Annotated in this window: 21 protein-coding genes; 12 read left to right on the top strand and 9 right to left on the bottom strand. The window is 72.0% G+C overall.

Features of this window, described 5'->3' with window-relative positions:
* The first annotated feature begins 4 nt into the window (after positions 1 to 4).
* The 4 genes from ABZT06_RS01910 (at position 5) to ABZT06_RS01895 (ending at position 2,916) form a co-directional block, all read left to right on the top strand.
* Entirely contained in the window at positions 5 to 409 is a 405-nt protein-coding gene (locus ABZT06_RS01910) for a hypothetical protein (RefSeq protein WP_355733329.1), read from the top strand.
* Positions 406 to 978, top strand: coding sequence for a hypothetical protein (locus ABZT06_RS01905; RefSeq protein ID WP_355733326.1), 573 nt, complete (start codon positions 406 to 408; stop codon positions 976 to 978). Before ABZT06_RS01910 ends, ABZT06_RS01905 begins: the two co-directional genes overlap by 4 nt.
* Before the next feature lie 164 nt (positions 979 to 1,142).
* Entirely contained in the window at positions 1,143 to 2,345 is a 1,203-nt protein-coding gene (locus ABZT06_RS01900) for a hypothetical protein (protein WP_355733324.1), read from the top strand.
* Position 2,346: 1 nt separating this feature from the next.
* Positions 2,347 to 2,916, top strand: a complete 570-nt coding sequence (locus ABZT06_RS01895) for a hemerythrin domain-containing protein (protein WP_355733322.1) — start codon at positions 2,347 to 2,349, stop codon at positions 2,914 to 2,916.
* A gap of 79 nt (positions 2,917 to 2,995) precedes the next feature.
* Here ABZT06_RS01895 and ABZT06_RS01890 read toward each other — a convergent pair whose 3' ends face one another.
* Positions 2,996 to 4,897, bottom strand: coding sequence for an ABC transporter ATP-binding protein (locus tag ABZT06_RS01890; protein WP_355734086.1), 1,902 nt, complete (start codon positions 4,895 to 4,897; stop codon positions 2,996 to 2,998).
* 150 nt (positions 4,898 to 5,047) lie between these two features.
* Here ABZT06_RS01890 and ABZT06_RS01885 point away from each other — a divergent pair, with 150 nt between their 5' ends.
* From ABZT06_RS01885 to ABZT06_RS01875, 3 genes are all read left to right on the top strand, one after another.
* Entirely contained in the window at positions 5,048 to 6,022 is a 975-nt protein-coding gene (locus tag ABZT06_RS01885; protein WP_355733320.1) for a lysylphosphatidylglycerol synthase transmembrane domain-containing protein, read from the top strand.
* A 34-nt stretch (positions 6,023 to 6,056) separates the two neighbouring features.
* Entirely contained in the window at positions 6,057 to 6,212 is a 156-nt protein-coding gene (locus tag ABZT06_RS01880) for a hypothetical protein (RefSeq protein ID WP_355733317.1), read from the top strand.
* 159 nt (positions 6,213 to 6,371) lie between these two features.
* Positions 6,372 to 7,454, top strand: coding sequence for a mechanosensitive ion channel family protein (locus ABZT06_RS01875; protein ID WP_355734083.1), 1,083 nt, complete (start codon positions 6,372 to 6,374; stop codon positions 7,452 to 7,454).
* 204 nt (positions 7,455 to 7,658) lie between these two features.
* On the opposite strand, the gene ABZT06_RS01870 is transcribed toward ABZT06_RS01875, so the two are convergent.
* Positions 7,659 to 9,191 carry a M1 family metallopeptidase gene (locus tag ABZT06_RS01870; RefSeq protein WP_355733315.1) on the bottom strand — a complete coding sequence of 511 codons (1,533 nt, stop codon included), beginning with the start codon at positions 9,189 to 9,191 and terminating at the stop codon, positions 7,659 to 7,661.
* Between the two features lie 206 nt (positions 9,192 to 9,397).
* On the opposite strand from ABZT06_RS01870, the gene ABZT06_RS01865 reads away from it, so the two are divergent.
* Positions 9,398 to 11,617, top strand: a complete 2,220-nt coding sequence (locus ABZT06_RS01865) for an NADP-dependent isocitrate dehydrogenase (RefSeq protein WP_355733312.1) — start codon at positions 9,398 to 9,400, stop codon at positions 11,615 to 11,617.
* A 61-nt stretch (positions 11,618 to 11,678) separates the two neighbouring features.
* On the opposite strand, the gene ABZT06_RS01860 is transcribed toward ABZT06_RS01865, so the two are convergent.
* Positions 11,679 to 12,008, bottom strand: a complete 330-nt coding sequence (locus ABZT06_RS01860) for a DUF5713 family protein (protein ID WP_355733309.1) — start codon at positions 12,006 to 12,008, stop codon at positions 11,679 to 11,681.
* A 47-nt stretch (positions 12,009 to 12,055) separates the two neighbouring features.
* Between ABZT06_RS01860 and ABZT06_RS01855 the strand changes: the two genes are divergently transcribed.
* Entirely contained in the window at positions 12,056 to 12,829 is a 774-nt protein-coding gene (locus tag ABZT06_RS01855) for an N-formylglutamate amidohydrolase (protein WP_355733306.1), read from the top strand.
* Positions 12,830 to 13,069: 240 nt separating this feature from the next.
* On the opposite strand, the gene ABZT06_RS01850 is transcribed toward ABZT06_RS01855, so the two are convergent.
* The 3 genes from ABZT06_RS01850 to ABZT06_RS01840 are packed head-to-tail and all read right to left on the bottom strand — an operon-like array spanning position 13,070 to position 15,614.
* On the bottom strand, positions 13,070 to 13,555 hold the full coding sequence (locus tag ABZT06_RS01850) for a hypothetical protein (RefSeq protein WP_355733303.1): 486 nt from the start codon (positions 13,553 to 13,555) through the stop codon (positions 13,070 to 13,072).
* Entirely contained in the window at positions 13,552 to 14,127 is a 576-nt protein-coding gene (locus tag ABZT06_RS01845; protein WP_355733301.1) for a sigma-70 family RNA polymerase sigma factor, read from the bottom strand. The genes ABZT06_RS01850 and ABZT06_RS01845 overlap by 4 nt, the downstream gene beginning before the upstream one ends.
* Before the next feature lie 59 nt (positions 14,128 to 14,186).
* Positions 14,187 to 15,614, bottom strand: coding sequence for a S8/S53 family peptidase (locus tag ABZT06_RS01840; protein WP_355733299.1), 1,428 nt, complete (start codon positions 15,612 to 15,614; stop codon positions 14,187 to 14,189).
* Between the two features lie 148 nt (positions 15,615 to 15,762).
* On the opposite strand from ABZT06_RS01840, the gene ABZT06_RS01835 reads away from it, so the two are divergent.
* On the top strand, positions 15,763 to 18,330 hold the full coding sequence (locus ABZT06_RS01835) for a CHAT domain-containing tetratricopeptide repeat protein (protein ID WP_355734081.1): 2,568 nt from the start codon (positions 15,763 to 15,765) through the stop codon (positions 18,328 to 18,330).
* A gap of 107 nt (positions 18,331 to 18,437) precedes the next feature.
* On the opposite strand, the gene ABZT06_RS01830 is transcribed toward ABZT06_RS01835, so the two are convergent.
* Entirely contained in the window at positions 18,438 to 20,138 is a 1,701-nt protein-coding gene (locus ABZT06_RS01830) for a LuxR C-terminal-related transcriptional regulator (protein WP_355733296.1), read from the bottom strand.
* 95 nt (positions 20,139 to 20,233) lie between these two features.
* Between ABZT06_RS01830 and ABZT06_RS01825 the strand changes: the two genes are divergently transcribed.
* The gene (locus ABZT06_RS01825; RefSeq protein ID WP_355733293.1) at positions 20,234 to 21,319 is read left to right on the top strand and encodes a M12 family metallopeptidase; all 1,086 of its coding nucleotides are present in this window, start codon (positions 20,234 to 20,236) and stop codon (positions 21,317 to 21,319) included.
* 142 nt (positions 21,320 to 21,461) lie between these two features.
* Positions 21,462 to 21,974, top strand: a complete 513-nt coding sequence (locus tag ABZT06_RS01820) for an AAA family ATPase (protein ID WP_355733290.1) — start codon at positions 21,462 to 21,464, stop codon at positions 21,972 to 21,974.
* Here the strand turns inward: ABZT06_RS01820 and ABZT06_RS01815 are convergent.
* Positions 21,955 to 22,398, bottom strand: a complete 444-nt coding sequence (locus ABZT06_RS01815) for a GNAT family N-acetyltransferase (protein ID WP_355733287.1) — start codon at positions 22,396 to 22,398, stop codon at positions 21,955 to 21,957. The genes ABZT06_RS01820 and ABZT06_RS01815 overlap by 20 nt on opposite strands.
* An 8-nt stretch (positions 22,399 to 22,406) precedes the next feature.
* Positions 22,407 to 23,387 (bottom strand): WYL domain-containing protein, encoded by a 981-nt coding sequence (locus ABZT06_RS01810; protein ID WP_355733283.1) that lies wholly within the window; start codon positions 23,385 to 23,387, stop codon positions 22,407 to 22,409.
* Positions 23,388 to 23,441 lie beyond the last annotated feature (54 nt).

Raw genomic sequence — 23,441 nt, 5'->3', positions numbered from 1 at the left:
GGGGGTGCCCTGGCTGGACGCGCCCAGGCGGTACGGCGCCACGGTCCGGCTCTCGCGAGCGGCCGGTCTGCCCCGGCGGCAGCCCGACGGACTGGGTCTGGCTGTGCGCGTGGAACAGGCCGACGGCCCGGACGACGCCCTCGATCTGCTGTTGACGAGCTGTGGCCGCGGCCGGGTCAGCACCGGCTTCACCGCCGCCGACCTGCGGCACGGCGCCGAGTGGATGTACTACGGCGGCGACCTCGTGGAGGCGGGGCCGGCCGTGCTGATGGGGGTGGCCTGGTACGCCGGCGCCGGGCGGGCCCGAGCCCGAGACCGGCGCCGGGGTCTTCAGGACACAGTGGTGGACCGGCCCGGCGGGGGCACTCGGAGGCCAACACAGGACTCCGGCAGCCGGAGGGGACCATGAACACGACGGCACGGACCTCCCTCGACGGTACGACGCGGCAGAAACGGCTGGTGATCTATCTCAACGACCACCTGGCCGGCGCGACGGCGGGCGTCGAACTCGCCCGCCGGATGACGCAGGAGCACCGCGGCTCGCCGTATGCGGAGACCCTGGAGAGCCTGCGGAAGGAGATCTCCCAGGACCGGCAGGCCCTGGTCCGCCTCCTCGCCGACCTGGACGTCCCCGTCAGGCGCTACAAGACGTACGGGGCGTGGCTCGGCGAGAAGGTCGCGCGGATGAAGCCCAACGGCCGCCTGCTGCGCCGCTCCGGCCTCGCCCTGCTGGTCGAGACCGAGGCACTGCGGCTGGGAGCGCAGGGCAAGGCCTCGCTGTGGCGCGGGCTGCTCGCCGCGTCGGCACAGGACGCGCGTCTGGACGCCGACCGGCTGGAGGAGCTGCTGCGCAGGGCGGTGCGGCAGGTCAAGACGCTGGACTCCCTGCACGCCACGGTCGCCACGGCACTGCTGTTTCCCGTGACGCGGCCGGAACCCGCGTCGACGCCCCCCACGGAGACGAACTCCTCCGCCTGACCTCGCCGGCCCACCGCCGGTACGGACGGGATGCGACAGGCGGTGCAGGCGGTCCTCGTCCGTCTGGCCGATTCCGTCCCTCCACACTCTTCACCTCTCGGTTACACCCCGGGGGCACGGGTACCCGCGCGGCTCCGCTCCGGCCCACAGCCGAGGAGAACCCCATGGGCTTCAACCCACTGGAACATCAAGGCATCCCCCTGGACCGCCAGTTGCGCAACTGGCGCGAGCTCGACGTCGAGCCCGTCGACCCCGACCACGGTGACCCGTACACCAAGTGCCGCATCATCGCGATGAACGGCATCGAGGTCGAGGCGATCCTCTTCAGCCATCAGTTCGCCCGTCACTGTCCCGACCTCGACGTCAAGCGGCAGCTGGCGGAGGTCCGTTACATCGAGCAGCAGCAGCAGAAGGCCGTCAACTGGCTGCTGCCCGGTCTCGCCTCGGTCCTGGAGACGACGATCTCCTACGAGCAGGTCGCGGTCGACCTCACCGGCTGGATCGCCCGCCACGAGCCCGACCCGTACCTGCGGCAGGCGTACGAGTTCGGCGTCCTGGAGGACTTCGACCACCTGTACCGGTACTCCAACCTCTACGAGATGATCGAGCACCGCAAGGCGGAGTCGATCGTGGAGGGCCTCACGGAGGTGATGCCGGGACGGCCGACCAAGTTCCATCACCGGCACCCGGCCGACAACGTGCGCGAGCCCTACGACCGGACGACGGTCGACCCGATCTCGCGGTTGCACGCGCTGACCATCATGGCGGCCGAGCAGCAGACCCTGAACTTCTACCTGAACGTCGGCCCCCAGTACATGGAGCCGATCGCCCGCCAGCTGTACCAGGAGATCGCCCTGGTCGAGGAGGAGCACGTCACCCACTACGAGTCCCTGGTCGACCCGGGCGAGACGTGGTGGGAGCAGCTGGTCAACCACGAGTACAACGAGTGCTACCTCTACCACTCCTTCATGGAGCAGGAGCCCGACCCGAAGGTGAAGGCGATCTGGGAGCTCCACCTGAACATGGAGCTCGAACACCTGCGGATCGCCTGCGATCTGATGCGCCGTCACGACGGCCGGGAGCCGCAGGAGATCCTCGCGCCGGAGCTGCCGAACGTGCTGACCTTCGAGGAGAACAAGCAGTTCGTACGGGGTCTGCTGGACACCCAGATGGACCTGACGACCCTGGGCACCGGCTATGTCCGGGACGCCCACGAGCGCTTCCAGAAGATGCAGGAGCAGATCCACGGCGGCGAGGAGCCGCCGAGCGAGCGGGTGATGGCCCAGCACCGGGAGATGTTCGGCCGCGAGTACCGCATCGAGTCGGAGGGCGAGCACCCCGACGTCGCCTCCCGGGAGAGGAGCTGACATGGCCGGGATCGCGGCGAGCGATGCCGACGTCGTGGCGCTGCTGATGCGGCAGCACGGTGACATCCGCAACCTCTTCGACGAGGTGGAGCGGACGGCCGGGGACGAGCGCCGGGCGGCGTTCCGGAACCTGGTCCGGCTTCTGGCCGTGCACGAGACGGCCGAGGAGGAGGTCATCCGTCCCTTCACCCGTACCTCCGTGCCGGACGGCGCGAAGGTGGCGGACGAGCGGCTGGCCGAGGAGCGGGAGGCGAAGGAACTCCTGTCGCGGCTCGACGGGATGGACACCGACGACCCCAAGTTCCTTCCCGAACTGCTGACGCTGCGCCTGGACGTGATGAAGCACGCCCGCGCGGAGGAGCGGTACGAGTTCAACCACATCCGCCGCCACGCGGACCAGGCACGCCTGTCCTCGATGGCCACCGCCCTGAAGGCGGCCGAGACCGTGGCCCCGACCCACCCCCACCCCGGGACCGAGTCGGCGGCCAAGAACATGGTCATGGGGCCCATGGCCGCCCTGGTCGACCGTACGCGGGACGCCGTACGCAAGGCCATGGGCAAGGACGGCTGACCCGGCCCCGACCCCTTGTCCCGCACCACAATCCTGGGCTGTGGCTTCGGCAGTGACGGCCGCGGCTCAGGAGACGTGTCTATGCCACGGTCTCGCCCGCTGCCGCGATCTCCGGCAGCCCGCTGTCGTGTGCGGTGAACTGGGTCCGGTAGAGCTCCGCGTACCGCCCGTCGACGGCGAGCAGTTCCTCGTGCGTGCCCCGTTCCACGATCCGCCCGTCCTCGACCACCAGGATCTGGTCGGCCGTGCGGATCGTCGACAGACGGTGGGCGATCACGATCGCCGTCCTGCCCTCCAGCGCCTCGGTGAGCGCTTCCTGGACGGCGGCCTCCGAGGTGTTGTCCAGGTGGGCGGTGGCCTCGTCGAGGATGACGACACGCTGGCGGGCCAGCAGCAGCCGGGCGATGGTCATGCGCTGGCGTTCGCCGCCGGAGAGCCGGTAGCCGCGCTCGCCGACCACGGTGTCGAGGCCGTCGGGCAGGGACCGTACGAGAACGTCGAGGCGGGAGCGGCGCAGCGCGTCCCACAGCTCGCCCTCGGTCGCCTCCGGGCGGGCCAGCAGCAGGTTCGCGCGGACCGTGTCGTGGAAGAGGTGGCCGTCCTGGGTGACCATGCCGAGGGTGGCCCGCAGGGAGCCGGCGGTCAGGTCGCGGACGTCGACGCCGCCGATGCGGACGGCGCCCTCGTCGACGTCGTAGAGCCGCGGCAGCAGTTGCGCGACGGTCGACTTGCCGGCGCCGGACGAGCCGACGAGTGCCACGGTCTGGCCGGGTTCGGCGCGGAAGGAGACACCGTGCAGGACCTCGGCGCCGCCGCGGGTGTCGAGGGAGGCGACCTCCTCCAGGGAGGCCAGGGAGACCTTGTCGGCGGACGGGTAGCCGAAGCGGACGTCCGAGAACTCGACGGCCACCGGCCCCTCGGGAACCTCGCGGGCGTCCGGTTTGTCCTCGATCAGCGGCTTCAGGTCCAGCACCTCGAAGACCCGCTCGAAGCTGACCAGCGCGCTCATCACCTCGACGCGGGCGCCGGCCAGGGCGGTGAGCGGGGCGTACATCCGGGTCAGCAGCAGGGCCAGGGAGACCACGGCGCCGGGTTCCAGGCTGCCGCGCAGCGCGAACCAGCCGCCGAGGCCGTAGACCAGGGCGAGGGCCAGGGCGGAGACCAGGGTCAGGGCGGTGATGAACACCGACTGGGCGGTGGCGGTCCGGACGCCGATGTCGGCCACCTGACGGGCCCGGGCCGCGAACTCCACGGACTCCTGCTCGGGGCGCCCGAAGAGCTTGACCAGGGTGGCGCCCGGCGCGGAGAAGCGTTCGGTCATCCTGGTGCCCATGGCCGCGTTGAGGGTGGCCGCCTCCCGCTGCATCCGGGCCATCCTGCTGCCCATGCGCCGGGCCGGGATCACGAACACCGGGAGCAGCGCGAGCGCGAGCAGGGTGATCTGCCAGGACAGGGTGAGCATCACCACCAGGGTCAGCAGCAGCGTGACCAGGTTGCTGACCACGCCTGACAGGGTGTTGCTGAAGGCGCGCTGGGCGCCGATGACGTCGTTGTTGAGACGGGAGACGAGCGCTCCCGTACGAGTGCGTGTGAAGAACGCGACCGGCATGCGCTGCACATGATCGAACACAGCCGTGCGCAGATCGAGGATGAGTCCCTCCCCGAGCGTGGCCGACAGGCGTCGGGCGAGGATGCCGAGCGCGGCCTCGGCGACCGCGATCAGGGCGATGAGCAGGGCCAGGCGTACGACCTTGCTCTCGTCGTCGCCCGACACGATCGCGTCCACGACCTTGCCGGCCAGTACGGGCGTGGCCACGGCGAGCAGCGCGGTCGCCACCCCGATCACGACGAAGCGGGCGATACGGGTACGGTGCGGGCGGGCGAACGAGCCGATGCGGCGCAGCGTCGTGCGGGCGAACGGGCGGCGCTCCTGCTCGGCGTTCATGACACTGTGCAGCTGTGTCCAGGCTGTGGTCTCCATGCTCATGGGAGAGAACTTAGAACCTCAAGCGTTATCGAGGTCAACGCCCGCACTTCAACCGCCCGCCGGAAGGACTCGATGACCGTACGTAAGACCCTGGCCCCGCTTCCGCAACCCGCCGTTGGCGTGGCGGGGAGAACCTCTCCCGGTGTGACAGCGGTAGAACTCCCCCAGGGACGCTCTTTCCAGCGCCTCCCCGTCCGCCGTATCCGCCAGATCCTGTGTCTGGTCCCGCTCCTGCTGGTCGCCGTCGTGGCGGTGCGGCACCGTTCCGTGCTCGCCGAGGGCTTCGGTCATCTGCGCCACGCCGAGTGGCCGTGGCTCGTGGCCGCGGCCGGTACCACCTGTCTGACGTGGGTGGCCGCCTCCTTCACCCGGCAGGGCGCCGTGGTGGAGAGACTGCCCCGGCGGCGGCTGCTGGCCACCCAGTTCGCGGCGGGCGCGGCCAACCACCTGCTGCCGACGGGTCTCGGGGCGGGCGCGGTGAACCTGCGCTTCATGACCGTGTGCGGGGTTCCGCTCGCCCGCTCCTCGGCCGCACTGGCCCTGTATCTGCTGGCGGAGTCGGTCGGCCGGCTCGCCCTGCTGACCGCGCTCCTGGTGGCCTTCCCGGACGCGCTGCGGCTCGGCACCCTGCTGCCCGACACGGCGGCCGGGCCGCTGCTGCTGGGCCTGGGCGCGGTGCTGGCGGTGGCCGTGGGTGTCCTGGCCGGTGTCCGCCGGGTGCGGACAGCGGTGGGCTCCTTCCTGCGGACCGCGCTGTGCGAGGCCCGTTCGGTGCACACCCGGCCGTCCCGGGCGCTCGCCCTGTGGGGCGGCTCGCTGGCCTTCCCGGCGCTCCAGGCGGCGGGTCTCGCCGCGGTGGGGCAGGCACTGGGGCTGTCGGTGCCGCCCGTGCACATGGCCCTCGCGTATCTGGCCGCGACCTGCGCGGTGGCCCTGGTCCCCACCCCGGGCGGGGTCGGCTCGGTGGAGGCGGCCCTGGTGGTGGCCCTGGTGGCGGCCGGCGGACCGGTGGCCGTGGCCACGGCGGTGGTGCTCGCCTACCGGATCATCACGGTCTGGGTGCCGCTGGTGCCGGGCGCGCTGACGCTGGGCGCGCTGGTGCGGCTGAAGGTGATCTGACCGGTCGCGGACCGGGCCCGACGCTCCCCGGTCCGTGAGCCGTAGCGCGTCCGACTGCGGCTGCGCGCGGGAGTCGTTTTCAGCCGGGTCGGTGGAGCCCGGGCAGGTGGAGCGGCCTTCGTACGGAACGCCCACGACGGCCGCGTACTCGGACCGGGAGCGGGCCGAACTCGCCGAGGGCATCGTCTGAAACCCGGCGATCCGACGCCTCGCCCGGTACGAACTCCCGTGCCGGATACGGCAGGATGAGCGGTCGCGTCGGCCACGGAACCTCCACACGGCCGACGCGATCGCACTTCCGCAATTTCGAACAGGTGGCAACGTGACGGCATTTCAACGGGAACTCACCATGGACGACATGGTCGGCGCCGGCATCGCCGTGGTCGCGGGCCTGGTGGCGGCCTTCCTGCTGCGCATGCTGCTCAAGTGGCTGGGCAAGCACGCGGACCGCACCAAGTGGGGCGGCGACGACGTCCTCGTGGCCGCGCTGCGGACCGTGGTGCCCTCGGCGGCCGTCGCGGGTGGTGTCGCCGTCGCCGCGGCGGCCCTGCCGCTGACCAAGGCGGTCCAGCACACCGTCAACCAGGTGCTGACCGTGCTGCTGATCTTCGTGGTCACGGTGGCGGCGGCCCGGCTGGTCGCGGGGCTCGTACGGACGGTCACCACGTCCCGCTCCGGAGTCGCCGGTTCGGCCACGATCTTCGTCAACATCACCCGGGTGCTGGTCCTGGCGATCGGCTTCCTGGTCGTGCTCCAGACCCTCGGCATCTCCATAGCGCCCATGCTCACCGCCCTGGGCGTCGGCGGTCTCGCGGTCGCGCTGGCCCTCCAGGACACCCTCGCCAACCTCTTCGCGGGCATCCACATCCTCGCCTCCAAGACCGTCCAGCCCGGCGACTACATCCGGCTGGCCAGCGGCGAGGAGGGTTACGTCGAGGACATCAATTGGCGTCAGACGACCGTCCGCGCGCTCTCCAACAACCTGATCGTCGTCCCCAACGGCGAGCTCGCCAAGACCAACATGACCAACTTCATGCGTCCCGAGCAGCAGTTGACGATCCTGGTCCAGGTCGGGGTGGCGTACGACAGCGATCTGGAGCACGTCGAGCGGGTCACCTGCGAGGTCGTCACCGAGGTCATGACGCGGGTCGAGGGCGCGGTCCCCGAGCACGAACCGTTGGTCCGCTTCCACACCTTCGGCGACTCGCGGATCGGCTTCACGGTCATCCTGGGCGTCGGCGAGTTCAGCGACCAGTTCCGCATCAAGCACGAGTTCATCAAGCAGCTGCACAAGCGCTACCGCGAGGAGGGCATCCGGATCCCGGCGCCGACGCGGACCGTGGCCCTCCAGCAGGGCTCGGTGTCGATTCCGCACCAGCGCGGCGCGCAGACCGTGATCGAGCCGGGCGAGATGTCCGCCCGGCTCGACTAGGTCACGCCCTCCGGGCCAGGCCGGAGATGAGGAACGGCGCACCGGGCCTGGCTCGTACGGGGCTCGGAACGGCCAGGACGGGGCCCACCGCACCGCCCGGCCAGCCCCCCGCCAGTTGGACACGTCGGCGCCCCACAGGCCCGCGAAGCCGAAGCCCCGCGGGCCGTCCGGGCCGATCGGGAGCACCGGCCCCGCCGTGATCGGCTACAGGGTGGCCGAATTGTCGTGCGGGGCGCTCGGCCGGCTCTGCGGCTGCCGCAGCGCGGAGCTGACCGGCGTCACCGTCCAGTCCGGATGGCCGGGCATCCTCGGGGTCCTGGTGCCGTACAGCCAGTCCCGCAGGAAACCGGACTGGTCGGTGCCGGAGACCTCCGAGGCGACGGCGATGTAGTCGGCGGTCGACGCCGAGGCGTTGCGGAAGCGCTCCAGGAACGTGGACTCGATCGCGCCGAAGACGCTCTCGCCGACCTGCTGGCGCAGCGCGTACAGCACGAGGACGCCGCCGAGGTAGCGCTGGCTGTCGAAGAGGTTGGCCTCGTTCGGGGCGGCGACGGGGCCTGAGGACTTCCGCCACTGGTCGCCCCGCGCGTACGTGTCCTTCATGCGGGCTTCCATGGTGGTGAGGCCGAGGGAGTCGGTCCAGCCGCGCTCGTAGCGGTACAGCAGCCCGTAGAAGTCGGCGTGGCCCTCGTTGAGCCACAGGTCGGACCAGGTCGCCGGGCTCACGCTGTTGCCGAAGTAGGAGTGGACCAGCTCGTGCATCATGTGCGAGCCGATGCTCTTCTCCGCCTGGAGCAGGAAGTTCGGCTTGTACAGGGTGAGGGTCTGGGTCTCCAGGCCCGTGAAGTCGAAGGCGTCCGAGGCGTCGCTGTTGCAGGGCAGCAGGCCGTACGTCTCGAAGGGGAAGGCCCCGAGCCGCTGCTCGATCCAGCTCACCAGGTTCGGGGTCAGGGCGAGGGCGGGCTCCAGGGCCGTGGCACGGGCGGTCGGGACGACGTCCCTGAGCGGGAGTCCGTGCGGGCCCTGCCGGTCCTTGATCACGTAGTCGCCGACCGTGATCTGTACGAGCTCCGTGGCGATCGGCTCCCGGGACCGGTAGCTGGAGGCGGTCCGGCCGTCGCCGAGGTCCTCGGTGCTGACCAGGTGGCCGCTCGCGACGCCCTTGAGACCGGCCGGGACGGTGATGCGGAAGGTGAAGTCCGCCTTGTCCGAGGGGTGGTCGTTGCAGGGGAAGACGGTGTGCGCCGAGTTGGGCTGGGGGCAGACCGCGAAGCCGTCCGGGGTGGGGACCCAGGCGGTGTGGGCGAGGGCGGCCCGCGGGTCCGCCGTGTACGTCACGGTCACGGTCGCCGTGGTCCGCGCGGCCAGCGGGGCGGCCGGGGTGATCCGCAGCTTCTCGCCGACCTGCTCCCGGGCGGCCTGCACGCCGTCGAGCAGCACCTCGTGTATGTCGAGGCCCAGCGCGTCCAGGGAGAGGCGGGCGAGCTCCTGGGTGGTGGCGATCGTCAGGGTCGCCGTCGCGTCGACCAGCCGGGTAGTGGCGTCGTACGTGAGGTCGAGGTGGTAGGCGGAGACGCGGAAGCCGTCATTGCCGAGGCCCGGGAAGACGGGATCCCCGAGGGTCTCCGGGCCAGGGGTGGCGGTCTGCGGGTCCGCGTGCGCCGGGGCGGCCACGGCCAGGGCCGCCACGGTGCCGAGCAGAGCTGCCGGTGCCGTCACTCTGGTGCGATATCTCATGGTCTGCTTTCCCTCGGGCAGCCGGGTGGTCGGGCCCGGCCGTCGGATGACTGCGATCAACGTGCATGACTACAAGATCAGACGACTCGGTTGCCTCAGAGGCGGCACGAGATCTTCCGAAGCAGTCGAGGACCGCTGTCGAGCCCGGCTCGATCACGAGATATCTTGATGTCGAGCAATGTTGCAGACGTGGAGCGGAGCACCCGGTGACTGACTCGACCATCATCTATACGCACACTGACGAGGCCCCGGCCCTGGCGACGTATTCCTTCCTGCCGGTGGTCCAGGCGTACGCCTCGCAGGCGGGTGTCTCCGTGGAGACGCGGGACATCTCGCTGGCCGGGCGCATCATCGCCGTGTTCCCGGAGTACCTGACCGAGGACCAGCGGATCCCGGACGCCCTGCACGAGCTGGGCGAACTGGCGAAGACGCCCGAGGCCAACATCATCAAGCTGCCGAACATCTCGGCGTCGATCCCGCAGCTCAAGGCCGCCGTAGCCGAACTGCAGGCCCAGGGCTACGCGCTGCCGGACTACCCGGACGACCCGAAGACCGACGAGGAGCGGGACATCCAGGCCCGCTACGACAAGGTCAAGGGCTCCGCCGTGAACCCGGTCCTGCGTGAGGGCAACTCCGACCGCCGCGCCCCCGCCTCGGTCAAGAACTACGCCAAGACCCACCCGCACCGCATGGGCGCCTGGTCCTCGGACTCGAAGACGAACGTGGCGACCATGGGCGTGGACGACTTCCGCTCCACCGAGAAGTCCGTCGTGATCTCCGAGGCCGGCTCGCTGAGGATCGAGCTGGTCGGCGACGACGGCTCCACGACCGTGCTGCGCGAGTCCGTACCGGTCCTCGAGGGCGAGGTCGTCGACGCGTCGGTGCTGCACGTGGCCCCGCTGCGCGAGTTCCTCACGGCGCAGATCGCCCGCGCCAAGGCCGAGGACGTGCTGTTCTCGGTGCACCTGAAGGCCACGATGATGAAGGTCTCGGACCCGATCATCTTCGGTCACGTGGTGCGCGCGTTCTTCCCGAAGACCTTCGCGCAGTACGGCCCGACGCTCGCCGCGGCCGGCCTGACCCCGAACGACGGTCTGGGCGGCATCTACAAGGGCCTGGAGTCCCTGCCCGAGGGCGCCGAGATCAAGGCGTCCTTCGACGCCGAGCTCGCCGAGGGCCCCGCCCTGGCGATGGTCGACTCCGACAAGGGCATCACCAACCTGCACGTGCCGTCCGACGTGATCGTCGACGCCTCGATGCCGGCCATGATCCGCACCTCCGGCCACATGTGGGGTCCGGACGGCCAGGAGGCCGACACCCTCGCGGTCCTGCCGGACTCGTCGTACGCCGGTGTCTACCAGGCCGTGATCGAGGACTGCCGTGCGAACGGCGCCTACGACCCGTCGACCATGGGCTCGGTGCCGAACGTCGGCCTCATGGCGCAGAAGGCCGAGGAGTACGGCTCCCACGACAAGACCTTCGAGATCCAGACCACCGGCACGGTCCGCCTGGTGGACCAGAACGGCAACGCCGTCATCGAGCAGACGGTCTCCGCCGGCGACATCTTCCGCGCCTGCCAGACCAAGGACGCGCCGATCCGTGACTGGGTGAAGCTGGCCGTCACCCGCGCCCGCGCCACCGGGAACCCGGCCGTGTTCTGGCTGGACGAGACCCGCGCGCACGACGCCAACCTGATCGCCAAGGTCGAGCAGTACCTGACCGAGCACGACACCGAGGGCCTGGACATCCGCGTCCTGAACCCGGTCGAGGCGACCAAGCTGTCGGTGGAGCGCATCCGCCGCGGCGAGGACACCATCTCCGTCACCGGCAACGTGCTGCGTGATTACCTCACCGACCTGTTCCCGATCCTGGAGCTGGGCACCAGCGCCAAGATGCTGTCGGTGGTCCCGCTGATGGCGGGCGGCGGCCTGTTCGAGACGGGCGCCGGCGGTTCCGCCCCGAAGCACGTCCAGCAGCTGGTCAAGGAGAACTACCTGCGCTGGGACTCCCTCGGTGAGTTCTTCGCGCTGGTCCCCTCCCTGGAGCAGTTCGCCGACTTCACGGGCAACTCCCGCGCCAAGGTCCTCGCCGACACCCTCGACCGCGCCACGGCGACCTTCCTCAACGAGGACAAGTCCCCGACCCGTCGCGTCGGCGGCATCGACAACCGCGGCAGCCACTTCTACCTGTCCCTGTACTGGGCCCAGGAGCTGGCCGCGCAGACCGAGGACGCGGACCTGGCGAAGGCCTTCGCCGCGCTCGCCGAGACGCTCGCCGCGAACGAGCAGAAGATCGTCGAGGAGCTGAACACCGTCCAGGGCAACCCGGCCGAGATCGGCGGCTACTACCAGCCCGACCCGGCCAAGGCCGCGAAGATCATGCGCCCGTCGACGACGTGGAACGAGGCGCTCGCGTCCCTGAGCTGACGCGGACCCGCTGTGCGACACCGCCCCGGTCGGCCTGTGCCCGGCCGGGGCGGTGCGCGTCTCACCAGTCGCGGGGGGCGATCAGCTCCTCCACGTCCGCGTCGGCGAAGCCGTAGGCCCGGGAGACGAACCAGAACTCCCCGGCCAGCTCTTCGCGGGCCACGGTCTCTATGTCGAAGTCCTCGTCCTGGAGGTCGTTGAACTCCTCGGTGGCCGCGTGGGTCAGGACGTACAGCGCGGCGAGGTCCGCGGGCCGCTCGGCCTCGATGCGCTCGCACAGGCGCAGCAGGATGCCCTTGCCCCGGTCCACCGCGTCGTCGGGGTAGTAGCCGTCCTCGTAGAGCGCCTTCAGGAACGGGTGGGCGCTCACCTGCGTGTTGCTGATGTCCATGCTGAGATGGTGCACCACGCCACTGACAACGCCCCGGGAGCAGCCGTATGCCCTCTTTCGACCTGTTGCCCGGTGCCCCGGAATCGCCGGTGATCCTCCATGTCCCGCACTCCGCGCGGGAGATCCCGGCCGAGGTGCGGGCCGGGATCGTGCTGGACGACCTGGCGCTGGAGCGGGAGCTCGACCACATCGTCGACGCCCACACGGCGGAACTCGCCGAAGAGGCGGCAGCGCGCGCCGGTCTGATGCCGTGGCGGTTCGTGAACCGCCTGTCGCGGCTGGTCGTGGATCCCGAGCGGTTTCCGGACGGGCGCGAGGAGATGCTCGCCGTGGGGATGGGGGCCGTGTACACGAAGACCACGCAGCGGGAGGAGCTGCGGCCGGCCGGTGCCGATCCCGGGCCGCTGATCGCGCGCTACTTCCGGCCGTACGCCCGGGCGATGACCGACGCGGTGGCCCGGCGGCTGGCCGTCACCGGGCGGGCCGTCATCATCGACGTGCACTCCTATCCGAGCGCGCCGCTGCCCTACGAGCTGCACGGCGAGGGGCCGCGGCCGCCGGTCTGTCTCGGCACCGATTCCTTCCACACGCCGCCCGAGCTGCTCGCCGCGGCCCGGGAGGCGTTCGGGGAGGCCGGGCTGGACAGTCCGTTCAGCGGGACGTACGTGCCGCTGGAGTTCTACGGTCGCGATCCCCGGGTGAGCGCCCTGATGGTGGAGATCCGGCGGGACACGTACATGGCGGAACCGGGCGGGCCCGCCGGACCGGGGCTCCAGAGGCTCGCGCAGGTACTCGCCGCACTCGTGGACGCCCTGGCCTGACTTGGCCCGGAGCGGCGGTCACCGCGACGAGGAGTCAAGCCGGGGTTCGGCGGGGGCCGCGCGCTACTGCCCCGGCGCCGTCCTCCCGCGGCTCCGGACCGGGCTCCTCGCCGGCACGCTCCCCGGCCGGCAGCGGCTGCTGCCACTCTCGGTTCCGGGCGGCGACATCGTCCGGCGTCGGTGGACGATGATCCGCGGGCCGCAGATCCCGCCGTCACCTGGTGCGCGCGCACCCGCGGTTCAGACGGTCAGCCAGTCGGTGACGATCACTGCTTCGCCGGTCCGCAGCCGTAGCGCGAAGGGACCGGCCGGGGACGCCTCGTAGGTGAAGCGGCCCATGTCGTCGGTGGTGAGCGGCGCGCCCGCCTGCGGACCGCTGAGCACCTCGATCCGGGCCGACTGGGGTGGCAGCACCTGCCCCATGAGGCCCTGCGGGGTGAGTTCGACGTCGACCGTCACCTCGCCCGCGTGGAAGGTCAGCATCCGCGGCGCCCCCGTCGCTCCCCTCACCGGGAGGGCGTCCACCACCGAGTCGAAGGTCAGCTCGGCGATCCGGCTGTCCAGGTCGTGCAGTGCGAACGCCTCGACGGCGATCTGCCGCAGGGCGGGTGGTACGGGGTCCAGGATGGCCGTCGCCTGCCGGAGCTCCTCCTCCAGCAGTTCGAGGGCGAACTCCTCGTCCGGCAACGCCTCTTCGTCGAATACGTCGTCGTTCATGTCGCTCATACCGCCCCCCGGGCCTCGAGCCGCGCCCGCAGCCGCCTCAGGCAGCGCTGGCGCAGTGGTCCGATGCTGCCCACCGCGATCCCCAGGGCGGCGGACACCTCCTGGTAGCCGGGCCTCGGCGAGGCCATCAGAATCCGCAGCAACTGCCTGCAGCGCTCGCCGAGTTCCTCGAACTCCTGCCACAGGTACCGCACGCGCTCGCTCTGCGCGGCGGCCTCCTCGGAGTCGATGAACGACTGCTCGGGCGTACGGTCCTCGCTGATCCGGTCGAGGAGCTGCGGGTCGTCCGTGACGGTCAGCCGCCTTAAGCCCTTGAGCACCTTCAGGCACTCGTGGCGCGCGGTGCTCGCCAGCCAGGACTTGGCCTTGTCGGGTTCGCGGATGCGTCCGAGGTGCTGGGCGAAGCGGAACCACACGGTCTGGTACACCTCGTGCGCGTCGGCGTCGGAGAGCCGGTGCGCGCGCACCACGGCCCACACCAGTGGGCTCAGCCCTTCCACGAGCGCCTTCCAGGCCGCCGCGTCACCGTCGACGGCGGACTGGACCAGCGCACCGACGTCTGCTCGGTCCACGGTCCCACCCCTCGTGTACGGCAAGTCATCGTACGCCGTGGAAGGGACCACTCCGGCCCTCATGTGCCGACCGGGCGCTGCACGACCGGCACCGGGCGCCAGCCGGCCGGCTTCAGCGCCGGTACGTGCGCCCCGCGCACTTCGGCGAACTGCGTGTTCGCGGCGAGCAGTTGACGGCGGGCGGCGCGCGGGTCGGTCTCCTTGTCCGCGGTCATGTGGGCGGCGACCAGACCTGCCACGACCGGGGTCGCGAAGGAGGTGCCGCTCCAGTGCGCGTACCCCTCGAACATCACCTGGTCCGGCTTGGCGGTGGTGCCGTCCTCGCTCAACACGCCCACGTGGGACGGGGACTGGCAGGTGCACACGTAGGTGAAGCCGTACCGGCAGGCCTCGTAGGTGGAGTGCTGGTAGAGGTACGGCACCGGTGCGTCGAAGCCGGTGAGGGTGCTGGTGAGCCGCTCGCCGGGGGCGTAGACGTTCACCCAGGAGCCGTGGTTGCTGAAGCAGGCGCCGAACTCGCCGTCGCCGCGCAGCGCGCCGACCGACAGGACGACGTCCCGGTAGTCGGGCAGGTCGGCGTAGGCGGCGGGCCAGAAGGGGCTGGCGCTGGCGTTGTTGCCGGCCGCGGCGACCAACAGGGTGCCGTGGGCGCGCAGTTCCCGCATGAAGGCGTCCATGCCGAGCAGGCCGTCGGTGCGTCCGTTGGAGGTGCCCGCGGAGAGGCTGATGATGTCGGGCCAGCCGTCGGCGACCGCCTCGAAGAGCTTCTCGCCGAGTTCGGACTCGAGGATGGCGCCCGCGTCGTTGAGGGTGCTGCGGACGGTGATGTCGGTGTTGGGGGCGACGGCCGCGAGGACACCGGCGATGAACGTGCCGTGGCCGACGTACTGGAGGAGGTTGCCGGCCCCGTCGGTCTCGGTACCGTGCAGGTCGCCCTGGACGTGCGTGAGCAGCGGGACGAGCGCGTGGTCGTGGGTGAGGCCGTTGTCGACGACCAGGACGCCCACGGCGGTGTCGGGGTCGTGACCGCCTTCCGCGGGAGCCGGGTTGGTGCCCTGGCTGAGCGAGGCGGGCACCGGCTCGTCGCCGGGGCAGGAGTTGACCGCGATGGAGACCACGTGGTTGCGGCTGACCAGGCGGTGTCCTGCGCGTCCCTCGCGTTCGCTCATGGCGCGCAGGGCGTGGGTGACGGCACGGTCGCCGCGCCGGTCGCCGTGGCCGGGGTCGCCGACCTTGATCCGGGTGATGCCCGAGCGGTTGGTCTCGGGGCTGTCCCGCTGTACGTAGTCGCCGGTCAGGCCGGTCGCCTCGGTGAAATGGGTGCGGACGGTCTCCTCGACGAGCGCCGCGTCGCGGCCGTCCCGGGCGAGGATCACGCCCTTCTCGTAGATGAACTCCGAGGCGTCGTCGGGCCCCAGTGCCAGCGGGACGTCGGGCATGGAGCGTTGGATCTGGTCGAACTGCTCGTGGAATCGCTGAGGTGCCATGGCGTGTCCTCCCACTGGGGCGGCGGTCGTCAGTCAGAGCCGCGGGACCGTTGATTGATACAGCGCCAAACCGGTGTGGCCTGCCACCTGGGCCACTACCATCCTTTGAGTGACAGCGGGAAGCGACCAGGTTCTCGAACTGCTGCCGATGGTGTTCGCCGCCCCCAACCAGGCGCTGGCGAGGGCAGAGGAAGTACTCGGCTCAAAGCCCTCACCGCTGCACGCCTCCGTGGCCCACCAGGTCATCGGCATCTGGCAGCGGGACTGGGGCGACCTGCGGATCGCCTTGGACCACCTGCGCCGGGCCCGCGATCTCGCGGCCCGCTCGGAGTCGGCCGACCGAGAGGCGGACGTGCTGGCCGCGCTCGGGGTGGCGCTGGTGCACGCGGGGCGCACCCGGCAGGGTCTGGCCGCGCTGGAGCGGGGTGTCGAGGTCGCCAGCGGGCACACCCGCGCGCGCGTCCTGTTCCGCCGGGCCTACGCCTCGTGGGTGCTCGGGCAGCACCGGGCGGCGCTGGAGGACGTACGGCGGGCGGTTCCGGTGCTGCGGCAGGCGGACGACGTGATCTGGACGGCGCGGGCGCTGACCCTGCGGGCCACCGTGCACCTGGCGCTCGGGGCGGTGGAGCGGGCGGACGCCGACTTCACGGCGGCGGAGGCGCTGTGGGACACCACGGGCCAGGAGCACGACAAGGCCGACGCGGTGGAGAGCCGGGGCCTTGCCGCGTACCGGTCCGGGGACATTCCCGCGGCGCTGCGGCTGCTCGACGAGGCACAGGAGCGGTACGCCAAGCTCGGCACCCCGACCTTCATGCTCACCATCCGGCGCTGCGAGGTCCTGATGGCCGCGGGGCTCGCCCCGGAAGCGCTCGCGGAGGCGGACGCGGCGATCAAGGTGCTCGACGGGATGGGCGGGCAGTCCACCCTCAAGGCGGAGCTGCTGCTGGCCGCCGCACGGGCGGCCCGGCACACGGGTGACGCGCACACCGCGATCGCCCGCGCCGACATGGCCGTACGGCTGTTCGCCGGACAGCGGCGCACCTGGTGGGAGACGCATGCCCGGCTGGTGCTGATCGAGGCGCGGGTGGCCGCCGGGCGCGGCTCGGGCCGGCTGGTGGCGGACGCTGCCGCGGTCGCCGACCGGCTGGCCTCCTTCGGCGCCCCGGCCGCCCCGGAGGCCTCGCTGCTGGCGGGCCGGATCGCGCTCGGCCTGGGGTGGCGGGAGGATGCCCAGCGGCATCTGGAGGTGGCCGCCCGCAGCAGGCACAGCGGGCCGCCGCTGGCGCGGATGACGGGATGGGCGGCGCGGGCGTTGTGGGCGCGGGCGATGGGCTCCGACCGAGGCGTGCTGGAAGCGTGCCGCCGTGGGCTGGACGTGCTCGACGATCACCGTACGACCCTCGGCGCCTCGGAACTGCGGGCCCGGGCCACCGCGCGGGGCGCCGAGCTGGCCGGGCTTGCCGCGCGGGCCTCGCTGGCGTCGGGCGGCCCACGGCGGCTGCTGGTGTGGAGCGAGCGCTGGCGGGCCACCGTGCTGTCCGCGCCGCCGACCCGCCCGCCGGCCGACCCGGCCCTGCTCAGCGACCTCACCGCCTTCCGCGAGATAGCGGCACGCGCGGAGGAAGCCCGGATGGAGGGCCGGCCGGTGCCGACGCTGGAGCGTGAACAGCGGCGCCTGGAACGGGAGATCCGCTCCCGGACCCTCCACATGCGCGGCGACGCCCCCGGTGACGGCTACCGGTTCGACCCCGGCAGGCTGCTGGAACGGCTCGGTGACGACGTACGGCTGGTCGAACTCGCCGTGCTCGACGGGCGTGTTCAGGTGCTGCTCTGCGCGCAGGGGCGGGTACGGCGGTTCGAGGCCGGACTGCTGGCCGACGCCGAGCGCGAGGCGGAGCACGTCCAGGCGGGGCTGCGGCGGCTCGCGCACCCCGGCGCGGAGGCGAGGCTTCCGGTGGTCGAGGCGGCAGGGCGGCGGCTGGAGGAGCTGCTGCTCGGGCCGGCCGCGGCGCACCTCGGGTCCGGACCGGTCGTGGTGGTGCCGCCGGGGCGGCTGCACCGGGTGCCGTGGGCGCTGCTGCCCTCGCTGCGGGAGCGGGTGTTCAGCGTGTCACCGTCGGCGAGCAGCTGGCTGCGCGCTCGGGAGACCGCGCCGCCGCCGGGCGGACGGCGGGTCCTCGTCCGCGGGCCGGGCCTCGCGACCGGGGGCGCCGAGGTGCCCGAACTGGCCGGGCGGCACGGCTCGGCGACCGTCCTGGAGTACGACGACGCGCGCGTGCCTCGGGTGTTGGAGGAACTGGACGGGGCGGCGCTGGCGCACATCGCCGCGCACGGCACGTTCCGTGCGGACAGCCCGTTGTTCTCGGCATTGCGGATGGCCGACGGCCCGCTCATCGTCCACGACTTCGAGCGCCTGGACCGCAGCCCGCACCGGATCATCCTGTCCTGCTGCGACACCGCGCGCTTCGCCTCGGTCGGCGCGGACGAACTGCTCGGCCTGGTCACCGCGCTGCTGCCGCTGGGTACGGCGGGAGTGGTGGCGTGCAGCGCGCCGGTCAACGACGAGGCGGTGGTGCCGTTGATGCTCGCGCTGCACCAGGGTCTCGGTGCGGGGGCGTCCATGGCGGAGGCGCTGCGTGACGCTCGGGCCGCGCTGCCGGGGGACTCGGTGCATCGGGCGACGGGGTGGGCGTTCTCGGCGTTCGGGGCGGCGTGAGAGGTGCTTCCCCGGTGGTGCGGGTGATGTGGGGCGGGTGATGTGTGGGGCGGCCTGACCCCTCCCCCGAATACTGGGGGTCAGACCGCCCCGGTCCGGTGTGCGGCTCAGGCCGGCTGGGCCTGCGGCAGCTCCACCAGGCACGGCAGCGCGTCGCGGTCGCTCGCGCCGAGGCGGGCGTACGCGCTGTAGAGGTGGTTGCCGACGGTACGGATCGACAGGGTGAGTCTCTCCGCGATCTGGCGGTTGCTCAGGCCGGCGGCCGCGAGGGTGACGATCTGCCGCTGGCGGGCGGTGAGTTCGCCGAGGACGAGTCCCGACAGGGCCGGGGTGCGGGCACCCTGGCAGCGCCGGGCCAGGGAGACGGCGCGGGTGCGTGAGGTGCGGGTGGCGCTCGGGTCGCGGTGCGCCCCTGCGGCCTGGGCGTACGCCTCCGCCGCGAAGAGCAGGAAACCGCGCTCCTCCAGGGCCTGTGCGGCACGGTCGAGGGCGGGCCCGTCCCCCTGGGCCAGCGCCTCGGCGTGCGTGGCGAAGACACCGGTCAGGCGGCCGACGGCCCGGTCGGGCGCACCGAGGCGGACCGCGTCGTACGGGGCCTCCCCGAGGGTGCCGAGAGCCGCGTCGAGTTCGTGGCGGCAGGCCGGATCGTCAGCCGCGGCACGCAGTCCCTCCCTAGCCCAGGCCGCGGCCTCCCGCAGTTCCCCCCGCAGGCGCGCGAACCGTGCCCGTACGGCGGCGTGCCGGGCCGGTACGCCGGTGCCCTCGTCCAGGAGCCACTCCCCCACCGGGGCCGCGACGGCTCGTACGTCCGTCTCGGCGATCGCCCGCGTCAGCGTGGCCGTCTCGGTCTCCAGGGCGGCCGCACGGCGGTCCGGGGCGCCGGCCAGGCGGCGGGCCCGCAGGCGTCCGGCGGCGGCTCGCAGCACGGGGCCGTGGAGGGGGTGGGCGAGGCGGGTGGCGCCCTGCTCGTCGACGTGGACCAGTCCGTCGGCCTCCAGGGCTTCGAGGGCGTCCAGGTCGAGCGTGTCGGCGTCCATCGGGAGCGGCTCGGCGAAGGCCAGGCGGTCCAGGGTCTCCCGCTCGCCGGGACCGGTGCGGTCGAGGAGGTGCGCCGTGCGCGCGCGTACGCTCGCGGTGATCGGCACCGGGCCGCGCCACTCCCACTCGGCCGAGTCCGGGACCCGGCGCAGCAGCCCCCGCTCGCGCACCGCGTCCACCAGCTCGCGCAGCAGTCGCAGATCGCCCCGGCACAGGCGGTGCAGCCGGTTGACGGTGAGGGCTTCGAGACCGCCGGCGCCGGCCGCGAGCAGCTGCGCGGTCTCCTCTCGGGGCAGCGGTTCCAGGGCGAGGCGCGGCAGGAGTTCCCCGGTCCACAGACGGGATATCGCGCCCGGCGTCCGCGCGCCGTCGGTGGCGACGACCAGGAGCCGGGTGCGGCCGTGCACCGCGAGCTGGTGGACCAGGGCCGCCGAGGCGTCGTCCAGCAGATGGGCGTCGTCGACGAGCAGAAGCCGTACGGATGACAGGAGGTGGACGGCTCGGTGGAGGGACACGGTCTCCGGCAGCAGGTGCGCGAAGGCGGCGAAGGGGAGCCCGCGGGTCGCGGGCGTGCCCACCGCCCGGGCGTGGTCGGTGCCGCGTACGGCCTCGGTGACGAGCCGGGTCTTGCCCCGGCCCGCGGGACCGGTCACCACGATGCCGTGCCGTCCCCCGGCAACCGACCTGCGGACCAGCTCGAGTTCGTCCTCCCGGCCGGTGAACGGCCAGGGCAGCTCCAGCGTCTTCGCGTCCCGTTCGAAAGTCGTCACGGAAGCATGAGCACCGCTACTCAGTCCTGATACAGGGGTACTTGAGTAGCCCCCGACTCAGGCGCCCCGAGACGCCCGAGGGCACGCTGAACCCCATGACCGCACGCTACTGCTCCCTCGCGCAGCAGTCGGCTCCGGCGTTCGCGCCGGGTCTGGCCGCCGAGCGGCTGAGTGCGCTCATCGGCGGCAGCCGGATGTGGGTCAACAGCACGGTCCTGCACTACTGCTTCTTCGACGGCGACGCCGACGGGTCGTTGATCGCGGTTCCGGGGACCGGGCAGTCCCGCCGGGTGTCGTGGGTCGGTGCCAAGGAGCAGCGGGACGTGGTGCGCGAGTGCTTCCAGGAGTGGCAGAACCTCGGGATCGGGGTGCGCTTCACCGAGGTGGAGGACCGTTCGGAGGCCGAGCTGCGTATCGGGTTCCAGCTCGGCGACGGCTCCTGGTCGACCGTGGGCAGGGACGCGCTCGCGGTCGGGCTGAACGAACGCACCATGAACTTCGGCTGGGACCTGACCGCGCCCGGGGAGCGCGGGACGGCCCTGCACGAGATCGGGCACGCGCTCGGCATGCTGCACGAGCACCAGAGTCCGTTCGCCGGGATCCACTGGGACGACGAGGCCGTCTACGCCGATCTGGCGGGCCCGCCGAACTTCTGGAGCCGGGACCGGACGTTCTTCAACATCCTGCGCAAGCTGGACCCGGACGAGGTCAACGGCTCCGTCTGGGACCCGCAGTCGATCATGGAGTATCCCTTCGAGGCGGGTCTGGTCCTGGAACCGGAGCAGTACCGCGCGGGCCTCGACCCGCCCGGCACCCTGTCGGCCGCCGACAAGGAGTACGTCCTGCGCTGGTACCCGTCGGCCGAGCAGGTCCGGACGCCGGCGCTGGTGCCCTTCCGGTCCGCGCCCCTCGGGCTCGGACCGGGTGAGCAGGCCGACTTCACCGTGGAACCGCCGGAGACCCGCGAGTACACCGTGGGCACCTTCGGCGACAGCGACACGGTCGTCGTGGTCTTCGAGGAGCGGGACGGGGAACCCCGCTTTCTCTGCGGCCGGGACGACGCGGGCACCGCGCACAACGCCACGCTCAGGGCCCGTCTCGTGAAGGGCCGCCGCTACTTCGTCCGTGTGCGCCTGTACTCCGCGTGGGGTTCGGGGGAAACCGCGGTCATGTGCTGGTGACAGCACAGACGGGCCGCACGGGCGAGGCTGGACCACTGTCCGGCGCCGGGGGAACGGCCGGAAGTACGTCGCCTTCGGGGGAGGGAGACGTACTTCCGGCCACACGGCGTTCAGCGGCAGATACGAGTGTGAGACTGGGCGCATGCTGATCGTCATCGGCGGCCTTCCGGCCACCGGCAAGACCACGCTCGCCCGGCTTCTGGCGTCCAGGACGGGCGCGGTCCATCTGCGGGTCGACACCATCGAGCAGGCGATCGTCCGCTCCGGACTGACCCGGCATCCCGTGGGGCCGGTGGGCTACGTCGTGGGGTACGCCCTCGCCGAGGAGCAGTTGAGGCAGGGGCTCACGGTCGCCGCCGAGTCGGTCAATCCACTGAGCGTGATCCGGGACGCCTGGCGCGGGACGGCCGTGCGGGCCGGTGTGCCCGTCCTGGAGGTGGAGGTCGTCTGTTCCGACGGGCAGGAGCACCGGCGGCGCGTCACCGCCCGCTCGGTCGACATCCCCGACCTGCCACTGCCCACCTGGCGGGAGATCGTCGACCGGGAGTACGAGCCGTGGGATCGGGACCGCTTGGTGGTCGACACCGCGGGGCGGGAGCCCGAGGACTGTCTGGGGCCGCTGATCGAGGCGATGGTCAGCGCAGGTCGCGGGTGAAGACCACGCGGTCCCGGCCCGGGCCGTCGTAGTCCTCCACCACCCGGTCCTCGAAGCCGAGGCTGCGGTGGAAGGCGATGGAGCCATCGTTGCTGAACGAGGTGATCGCCTTGAGGCGAACCGCGCCCTGGCGGCGGGCGGTCTCGGTGAACGCCTCGTAGAGGGTACGGCCGATGCCGGTGCCACGGGTGTCGTCGCGGGTGGCGATCAGGTGGACGTATCCGGTGCGGCCGGGGGTGACGAAGCCGATGAGGTAGCCGCGGATGCCGTCCTCGGCCCGGGCGACGAGACAGGTGGAGCCGAACTCCTTTACCAGCGCGCTGAGATGGAGGGCGCGAAGATCGCGTTCGCCCCAGTAACGGGCGTGGTCCGCCAGGACCTGGTGGAGGTCGCTCACGTCGGCGAGGTCGATCCGTACGGCCATGGCGCCGATCATGCCACGGGGTCGGCCGCGTCCCGGTAGCGGGCGGCGGTGCGGCGGGCGGTCGCCGCCAACTCCCGCCGGACGTCCGCGGGTTCAAGGACTTCGGCGTCCGGGCCGAAGCCGAGCAGGCGACGGCAGGCGGCGGTCCGGTCGTCGAAGTGGAGCACCAGGCGGTACCAGCCGGGCTGTTCCGGATCCGGGACTGCCCGCGCCCCCGCCCCGGCGTCGCCGAGCACCTGCGCGAGCGCGGCCAGGCCCGCCTCCGTGAGGCGTACGGTGACCGGGAGGCGGTCCAGGCTCGCCTCGAACTCGGCGGTCCAGCGGGCCCAGTAGGCCGGCAGGTCGAAGTCGTCGGGGCGGGTGAAAGCGTCCGGCAGGAGCTCCGCCGCCGTGATCCTCGACGCCCGGTGCGCGCGGATCCCCCGGTCGGACCGGACGACCAGGTACCAGACGCCCGCTTTCGCGACGAGGCCCAGCGGGTCCACCGCCCTCCTCGCACCGGAGCGGCTCGCGTGGGTCACACGCAGGCGCCTGCCGCGTCGTACGGCATCGACGAACACCGGGAGGTGCGGGACCGGCTCCGGTGGCCTGAACCAGGCCTGGGTGTCGATGTGGAAGCGGCTCGCCGTCGTGTTCGCCTGTTCGCGGCCCGCCGTCGGCAGGGACGCGAGGAGCTTCAGACGGGCCTGTGCCAGAGCGTCACCGAGCGCGATCCGCTCCAGTGGACCGCTTTCGGAGGCGGCTGCCAGCAACGCCGTCGCCTCCTCCGCGCTGATGCCGAGCAGCGGGCTGCGCCAGCCCTCCATCAGACGGCAGCCACCGCCTGGGCCGCCACTCGCCACCACCGGGACTCCCGCCGCGCTCAGCGCCTCCAGGTCCCGGTAGACGGTTCGGACCGACACCTCGAGCTCCGCCGCCAGTTGACGGGCCGTCACCTGGCCGCGCGACTGGAGGCTGAGCAGAAGGGACAGCAGGCGGTCCGCTCGCATGGGCCGGTCACCTCATCGACGTATGACTGACAGAGGATGTCAGTCATACAGCCG

The organism is Streptomyces sp. NPDC005483 (assembly GCF_040606035.1).
GTDB lineage: Bacteria > Actinomycetota > Actinomycetes > Streptomycetales > Streptomycetaceae > Streptomyces.
The sequence above is the reverse complement of the archived record's forward strand: the minus strand, read 5'-3'. Positions and strand labels throughout refer to the sequence as shown.